Below are 646 nucleotides of genomic sequence, written 5' to 3'. Positions count from 1 at the left end.
GGCGAACGTCGCCAACGCGAGCAGGTAGTTGAAGTGGCCGAGCGCCTCCGGGCCCTGAAAGCGCCCGATCAGCGAGATACAGCCGAAGAGCGCGACCTGCCCGGCGACGACGCCGCACAGCGATATGAGCGAATCGCGGACGCGAATCATCGTCGCGTCCTCGCGTTCGCGCGCGCGCATCGCCCGTCGGCCGGCACCGGCCGGCCGCCGTCGCCGCGGCGTTCGTCGCGCATGTTCGCGTCAGGCATCGCGCTTCGCTCCGTATTCGTATGCGACGTAGCGATAGCCGCCGTACTTCGAGCCGTAGCCGTACTGCCCGAGGCGCGGATTGATGCCGTTGAACACCACGCCGCTCAGGCGCACGCCGTTCTGCGCGAGCCGCTTCGCCGATTCGGCGATCTCGCCGAGCTTCGTCGAGCCGGCGAGCGTGACGAGGAACGCCGTACCCGCCGTCGCGGCGAGAATGCCCGTGTCGGCCACCGCCAGCACCGGCGGCGAATCGATCACGACGGCGTCGTAACGCTGCGAGAAAGTGTCGATCAACGTCGACACGCGCGCATTGAGCAGCAACTCGGCCGGATTCTTCGGCATCGCGCCCGTCGAGATGAAATCGAGCCCGGCGATCACGTCGCGATGCAGCACGTCG

The 646-nt window shown here is 68.1% G+C and carries 1 protein-coding gene and 1 pseudogene; both read right to left on the bottom strand.

Annotation, left to right across the window (positions count from 1 at the left end):
* Window positions 1-180 (bottom strand): annotated as a pseudogene (locus tag ACU8YE_RS23865) (translocase); the annotation flags it as partial.
* A 60-nt stretch (window positions 181-240) separates the two neighbouring features.
* On the bottom strand, window positions 241-646 hold a 406-nt coding region (locus tag ACU8YE_RS23860), incomplete at its 5' end, for a tyrosine-protein kinase family protein (protein ID WP_446929810.1).

Source organism: Ralstonia sp. VS2407 (assembly GCF_052950655.1).
This window is presented reverse-complemented; position numbering and strand designations above follow the sequence as displayed.